Annotated in this window: 6 protein-coding genes; 2 read left to right on the top strand and 4 right to left on the bottom strand. The window is 65.3% G+C overall.

Annotation, left to right across the window (positions count from 1 at the left end; all coding sequences use genetic code 11):
• Nucleotides 1-84 precede the first annotated feature (84 nt).
• Together cmk and rpsA are read left to right on the top strand one after the other, a co-directional pair.
• On the top strand, nucleotides 85-735 hold the full coding sequence (gene cmk / locus FJ867_RS27575) for a (d)CMP kinase (protein WP_140512881.1): 651 nt from the start codon (nucleotides 85-87) through the stop codon (nucleotides 733-735).
• 203 nt (nucleotides 736-938) lie between these two features.
• On the top strand, nucleotides 939-2,636 hold the full coding sequence (gene rpsA / locus FJ867_RS27570; RefSeq protein WP_140497246.1) for a 30S ribosomal protein S1: 1,698 nt from the start codon (nucleotides 939-941) through the stop codon (nucleotides 2,634-2,636).
• 111 nt (nucleotides 2,637-2,747) lie between these two features.
• Here rpsA and FJ867_RS27565 read toward each other — a convergent pair whose 3' ends face one another.
• The 4 genes from FJ867_RS27565 to FJ867_RS27550 form a co-directional block, all read right to left on the bottom strand.
• Nucleotides 2,748-3,455 carry an SDR family NAD(P)-dependent oxidoreductase gene (locus FJ867_RS27565; RefSeq protein WP_140497248.1) on the bottom strand — a complete coding sequence of 236 codons (708 nt, stop codon included), beginning with the start codon at nucleotides 3,453-3,455 and terminating at the stop codon, nucleotides 2,748-2,750.
• 212 nt (nucleotides 3,456-3,667) lie between these two features.
• Nucleotides 3,668-5,248: a 5-guanidino-2-oxopentanoate decarboxylase gene (locus tag FJ867_RS27560; RefSeq protein WP_140556907.1), complete on the bottom strand. Its 1,581-nt coding sequence runs from the start codon at nucleotides 5,246-5,248 to the stop codon at nucleotides 3,668-3,670.
• The gene (locus FJ867_RS27555) at nucleotides 5,248-5,919 is read right to left on the bottom strand and encodes a TetR family transcriptional regulator C-terminal domain-containing protein (RefSeq protein ID WP_140819106.1); all 672 of its coding nucleotides are present in this window, start codon (nucleotides 5,917-5,919) and stop codon (nucleotides 5,248-5,250) included. The genes FJ867_RS27560 and FJ867_RS27555 overlap by 1 nt, the downstream gene beginning before the upstream one ends.
• Entirely contained in the window at nucleotides 5,889-6,761 is an 873-nt protein-coding gene (locus FJ867_RS27550; protein ID WP_140559773.1) for a dimethylarginine dimethylaminohydrolase family protein, read from the bottom strand. Before FJ867_RS27550 ends, FJ867_RS27555 begins: the two co-directional genes overlap by 31 nt.
• Nucleotides 6,762-6,887: the final 126 nt, after the last annotated feature.

Here is a 6,887-nt window from a genome sequence, read left to right as displayed (position 1 = left end):
CCGGCAGGACAGAGGGGGGCGCGACGGATCGCAAGCTCTCTCCGGACCGCTACGCTGTTCGGTTTCAGGTATGCTGGCCTGCCAATGACACACGTCTTCACCATCGCCATCGACGGTCCGGCCGGAGCCGGCAAGGGCACCCTCGCCCGGCGTCTGGCCGATCACTACCGACTGAACCTGCTCGACACCGGCCTCACCTACCGTGCCGTCGCCCATGCCTTGCTGCGGCTTGGCTTGCCGCTCGACAATGTCTCGGCGGCCGAGACGGCCGCGCGCCAAGTCGACCTGGCGAAGCTCGACCGGGCCGTCTTGTCGGCGCATGCGGTTGGCGAAGCGGCCTCGAAGGTCGCGGTGTTTCCAACGGTGCGGCGCATCCTGGTGGAGAAACAGCGCGAGTTTGCCAAATCCCCTCCGGGTGCCGTGCTCGACGGTCGCGACATCGGCACCGTGGTGTGCCCCGATGCCGACATCAAACTCTATGTGACCGCGAGCGCCGAGGTGCGGGCAAGGCGCCGGCTGGCGGAGATCGAGAGCATCGGCGGCACGGCTGATTTCACCGAAATCCTCGCCGATATCCGGCGCCGCGACGAGCGTGACATGGGCCGCGCCGACTCGCCCTTGAAGCCTGCCCCCGACGCGCACTTGCTTGATACCAGCGAAATGGCTATAGAAGCCGCGTTTCTCGCGGCCAGAACTGTCATCGACGACGTGCTGTCCAAGGGAAACAAGGCCTGATCCGGGTTTTCCCTCGAGTTTCCGTTGCCGGAAGCGTAGAAAATACCCATATCGGGCACGAACCAGCCTGCCAGCATTCTTCATGCGCCGGACTTGCCGCCTTAAGCGGCCAAGGGCTCTTTGCCCGGAACGCCGGCAGGCCAACGCAACGCTAACCCACGGCGCACGCCCCGCTAAAGATGCGGGGTATTCCAGGAGAAACAATGTCTGTAGCAAATCCCTCTCGCGACGATTTCGCGAGCATGCTCGAAGAATCATTCACCGCCGGCCATTCCGGCGAGGGCCAGGTTGTCCGGGGCACGATCACCGCGATCGAAAAGGACATGGCCATCATCGACGTCGGCCTCAAGGTCGAAGGCCGCGTGCCGCTGAAGGAATTCGGCGCCAAGGGCAAGGAATCCACCCTCAAGGTCGGCGACACGGTCGAAGTCTATGTCGAGCGCATCGAGAACGCGCTTGGCGAAGCCATGCTGTCGCGCGAGAAGGCTCGCCGCGAAGAGAGCTGGGTGCGTCTCGAAGAGAAGTTCACCAAGGGTGAGCGCGTCGAAGGCGTCATCTTCAACCAGGTCAAGGGCGGCTTCACCGTCGACCTCGACGGCGCCGTGGCGTTCCTGCCGCGCAGCCAGGTCGACATCCGCCCGATCCGCGACGTGTCGCCGCTGATGCACAACCCGCAGCCTTTCGAGATCCTCAAGATGGATCGCCGCCGCGGCAACATCGTGGTGTCGCGCCGCACCGTGCTCGAGGAGAGCCGCGCCGAACAGCGTTCGGAAATCGTGCAGAACCTCGAAGAAGGCCAGGTGGTCGAAGGCGTGGTCAAGAACATCACCGATTACGGTGCGTTCGTCGACCTCGGCGGCATCGACGGCCTGCTGCATGTCACCGACATGGCATGGCGCCGCGTCAACCATCCGACCGAGATCCTCAACATCGGCCAGACGGTCAAGGTGCAGATCATCCGCATCAACCAGGAAACGCACCGTATCTCGCTCGGCATGAAGCAGCTCGAGAGCGATCCGTGGTCGGAGATCGGCACCAAGTTCCCGATCGGCAAGAAGATCAAAGGCACCGTCACCAACATCACCGACTACGGCGCGTTCGTCGAGCTGGAGCCGGGCATCGAAGGCCTTATCCACGTTTCGGAAATGTCGTGGACCAAGAAGAACGTGCATCCCGGCAAGATCCTGTCGACGACGCAGGAAGTCGATGTCGTGGTGCTCGAAGTCGATCCGGCCAAGCGCCGCATCTCGCTCGGTCTCAAGCAGACGCTGGAGAACCCGTGGGAGGCTTTCGCTCGCAGCCATCCGGTCGGCAGCCAGGTCGAGGGCGAGGTCAAGAACAAGACCGAGTTCGGCCTGTTCATCGGCCTGGAAGGCGACGTGGACGGCATGGTGCACCTTTCCGACCTCGACTGGACCCGTCCGGGCGAGCAGGTGATCGAGGAGTACAATCGCGGCGACATGGTCAAGGCGCAGGTGCTCGACGTCGACATCGAGAAGGAGCGCATCTCGCTCGGCATCAAGCAGCTGGCCCGCGACACGGTTGGCGAAGCGGCGACTTCAGGCGAGCTGCGCAAGAACGCCGTCGTCACCTGTGAGGTCATCGGCGTCAAGGATGGCGGTCTGGAAGTGCGGCTGGTGGAAAGCGGCATCGAGACCTTCATCAAGCGCTCCGACCTTTCCCGTGACCGCGACGAGCAGCGCCCCGAGCGCTTCACCGTCGGCCAGAAGGTCGACGCCCGCGTCATCGCCTTCGACAAGAAGACCCGCAAGCTGCAGGTCTCGATCAAGGCGCTGGAAATCGCCGAGGAGAAGGAAGCGGTCGCCCAGTACGGCTCGACCGACTCCGGCGCCTCGCTGGGCGACATCCTGGGCGCCGCGCTGAAGAAGCAGGGCAGCTAATCGCCCTTTCGCACAGGCCCGAAACAAAACCCCGCCGGAGCGATCCGGCGGGGTTTTTCTTTGTCGGAAACTCGGACGCAGCCCGAGGATCGTCGAAGTCAACTATGCGCGTTATGCGCGACCGTAGAGCGGCACCAGCGTGCCGCTCATCGCCTGGTTGGCGGGCGAGGCAAGGTAGGCGATGGCCTCGGCCGCCGCTTCAAGGCTGACCCATTTGCTGAAATCGGCATCCGGCATGTCGGCACGGTTGGCCGGCGTGTCGAGCGTCGAGGGGGCCACCGCATTGACCAGGATGCCCTGGTGCTTCAGCTCTTCCGCCATCGCCACCGTCATCGCCGCGACCGCTGCTTTGGAGGCGGCATAGGCGACCATGCCCGAGCCGCGGCGCGGATCGAGCCCGGCGCGTGCCGTGACATTGACGACGCGGCCGGCGGTGCCCGCCGCCAGCATCGAGCGCACCGCCGCACGGCTGCACAGGAACGCGGTGCGGGCATTGGTATCCATCATCTCGGCAAAGGAGGCGGATTCGATCTTCTCCACAGGCGCCTTGGCAAAGCCGCCGGCCAGATGGATCGATCCCCACAGGGCGGGAACCTGGGCATAGAAGGCTTCGACCTTGGCGGAGTCCGACAGGTCGACATTGTGTGCCAGCCTGACGTTCTCGTGGGTGGTGAAAGGGAAATGCGAAGGTGCCGCGGCATGGGCGTTCGGCACATGGCAGACCGCGCCCTCGCCCAGCAGCTTGCCGACGACCGCGCCGCCGAGCGCACCGGTCCCACCGGTCACAACGATGTGCCTGCCCTGAAGTGTTTCCGTCATCCTGGACCGCTCCTGTCTTTTTTTGATTATGTCGCTTGTTTCGCCGCGCCGACGCGAAGCGTCGCGCCTTTCGTGCGATCACTCAATTGATATCTCGACATGGCAGCCGTCGCGTCTTTGCATGTGTCGGGCAGCGGCGATTGTTGCCGCGCAAAAGCCAAGCCGGCGAATGACCACGATGCAGGTAGGAAAATCGACGCCGGCGTGAAGCTTCACTCGACCGTGATTTCGATGACGCGCGGCAACCCCGTTGCCCGGGCGCGCTTCAGCGCGAGTGGTAAGGCGCCGGTATCGGCGATCCGTTCGGCGCCGATGCCATAGGCCTCGGCCAGTTTGCAGAAATCCGGCGGTGCCGGGGACACGCCGACGGGTTCCACGCCGACGTCGAGCATCGAAGTCTCGATCTCGCGATAGCCCCTGTTATTCCAGACGACGAAGATAACGGGTGCCGCGGCATCGAGCGCCGCGCCGAGCTCGGGTAAGGTGAACTGGAAGCCACCGTCGCCGGTGAGGCAGACGATCGGCGCGTCGGGCATGGCGAGCGCCGCGCCCACCGCCGCCGGCGGGCCGTAGCCCAGCGCGCCGAAGCCGGTGGCGGCGTTGAACCAGCCGCCCGGCCGGTCGTGATCGTAATAGAGGTTGGCGGCGTAGACGGGCTGGGTGGAGTCGCCGACGATGATCGCGCCCGGCAGGGCGTCGCGGATGGCTTCCACCGCATGGACCTGCGCCGCATGGACGGGGGTCAGTTCGGCGCGAGCCGCCTTTCGCGCCGCCGCGGCGCGGTTCTTCCCGTCCTGCCTGCCCGCGTCGACCGAGCCGAGCGCGGCAAGCAAGGCTTCGATCGCCTCGGCGCAGTCGGCCTGGATGGCCACCGTCGCCGGACGGCGCGCCAGCTGATCGGCGCCGATGTCGATGCGGATCAGATTGGCCGGCAGGACAAATCCGCCATCGCCATAGCCGTCATAATCGGTCGGGCCGAACTCGGTGCCGGCGGCAATGACCAGATCGGCCTCGCCCATCAGCGCGCGGATGGCTTTCAGGCTGGGACTGGCCGGTACGCAGAGCGGATGGCGGTGGAGCAGGCCGCGCGCATTGGTCGTCTCGACGACCGGCGCGCCCAGCCTTTCGGCCAGGCGCCGCAGCGCATCCTCGGCGCGCTTGGCGCCGCCGCCGGCCAGGATGAGCGGGTGCCGAGCCGCCGCACAAAGGCTGGCCGCCGCGGCGATGGCCGTCGCCCCGGCAGCCGGTGGCGCGGCATTGCTCAGCACCGCCGCGATCCCATCGGCAGGCTTGACCATGACGTCGGTCGGAATCTCGATATGCACCGGGCCCGGTCGCGACGAGGAGAACAGCGCGAAGGCACGGGCGAGCGCGCCGGGCAGTTCGCCGGCCTCGGTGATGCGTTGCGAAAACAGCGCCACCTTTTCCATCATGCCGCGCTGGTCCGGCAGCTCGTGCAGGAAGCCCAGGCCCTTGCCAAGCGTCGGCGTGGCGTTGACGCCCGAGATTACCAGCATCGGCACCGAATCGGCGCGCGCCTGTGCCATGGCGGTGATGGTGTTGGTCAGACCCGGGCCGGTGATGACGAAGGCGACGCCCGGCCGGCCGCCGGCGCGCGCATAGCCGTCGGCCATGAAGCCCGCGCCCTGCTCGTGGCGCGGCGTGACATGGCGGATCCTCGAACGCGCCAACCCGCGATAAAGCTCGACCGTGTGGACGCCGGGAATACCGAACACGGTGTCGACGCCATGCGCCTCGAGCAGTGAAATCAACGCTTCGCCAATGGTGGTCATTAGTGTTCTCCCCTTTCCGGCTCGAGGCCGAGCTCGGCTTCGACAGCCTTGATCCCAATCGCCGCCAATTCGCCGGGCGAGAACATCTCGCCGGCCAGGCAGCCTTCGATCCAGAGTCCGTCGATGATCGCGTTGATCGCGATGGCATGGTGGCGCAACTGGCTTGCGTCCGGCTTGCACTGTTCGGCGGCGAGCACTTCGGCCACAACCGCCTCCACCTCGTTGCGAAAGCCGAGATAGCCTTCGCGGTGGGCACGGGCCAGGGTCGGATCCGCACCGGCGCGGCCGATGAAGGTTGCCCAGAGCGAAAAAACCCGCGCGTCGATGATCGGCGCGTTGAGGTTGGCGGTGACGAAAGCCGCAAGGCGTTGCCGCGGCGAGGCATCTTCCATGACCAATGCTGCTTTCGCCTGCTCGGTCATGCGCCCGACCAGTGCCGTATAGGCCTCCTGCAGCAGTTCTTCCTTGCCGGGGAAATAGTGCCGGATCAGCCCCGCGGTGACGCCGGCACGCAATGCGATGGTGCGCAAGGTGGCGCCCTGCAGCCCATATTCGGCCACGCTGTCCAGAGTCGCCTCGATCAGATCCTGCCGCCGCCGCTCCTCGCCCTCGCGACGAAACTTGCGGCGGGATGGCGCATTCATTGGCGCAGGATCGGCCGCGTCAGGCATGTCGGCCCACCTTCGCAGGCGATGCAGAGCGCATCCGCCTCGAAGACTTCAACCATGCAGCCCGCGGCCTCCATCGCGGCCTTGGTCTTGGGAAAGCCTGCAACGGCAATGACGTTGAGCGGGCTAGTCGGCAGTACGTTAAGGCTGAGGCCGTTGGAAGCAGCGAACTCCTCGGCATCGCCTTCGACCAGCCGGATGCCGCGTGCCTTCAGCATTTGATAGAACGGGGCCGGCAAAAGCGGCGAATAAACCAGCGCGAGGTCGTCGGCCAACGGGCTGATCACCGACATCAGGTGCAGGCACGCCTCTTCGCCCTGCCACAGCGGCAGATCAAAGCCGTAGACGGAAACGCCCAGCGGCGTCAGCAGGTTGGAAACCTGCTGGATGCCTTCCTGGTTGGAGCGGACACCGCGCCCGATCGCCAGCGTGCGGGCGTCCACCCAGACACAATCACCGCCTTCGACCTGACCAGGAGCCTCGACGCGGCCGAGGATCGGAATGCCCAGCCTTGTGTAGGTTTCCTCATGCAGCGAGGGCTCCCTGGCGCGTAGTGGCTTACCCATGGACAGGATCAGCGCGCCGCGACCGGTCATCAGCGATGGGTCGTGCGTGAACACCGAATCCGAAAGTCCGTCGGCCTTGTCTTCGATCCATTCGATTTCAGCGCCGGAAGCCGCTACCAACTCAGCAAGGGCCGCGTGCTGCGAGGCAGCTTTCGCCGGATTGAACCCCGGGCCATAGTGCCAGGCAGATCTGTCGGCATCGCGCATGGCGTTGGCCGCCGACCGCATCAGCACGCGCCGCAGCGTCGCCGCCATGGACTGTGATCCGAAAGCGCTCATCGGTGCCCTTTTTAGCTGAAAAAAATCGAGAAAATTTCATGAAAGGCTATTTATACACTTGCACAACAAGGCCGCAAGTGCCGTAATGAGCGGGATTGACGGGCTCGCGCTGTTGGGTCCATGCTG

The organism is Mesorhizobium sp. B2-5-3, from assembly GCF_006441005.1.
In the GTDB taxonomy this organism is placed as follows: domain Bacteria; phylum Pseudomonadota; class Alphaproteobacteria; order Rhizobiales; family Rhizobiaceae; genus Mesorhizobium.
Note: the sequence above shows the minus strand (reverse complement) of the source record. Positions and strands in the feature narration are given on the sequence as shown.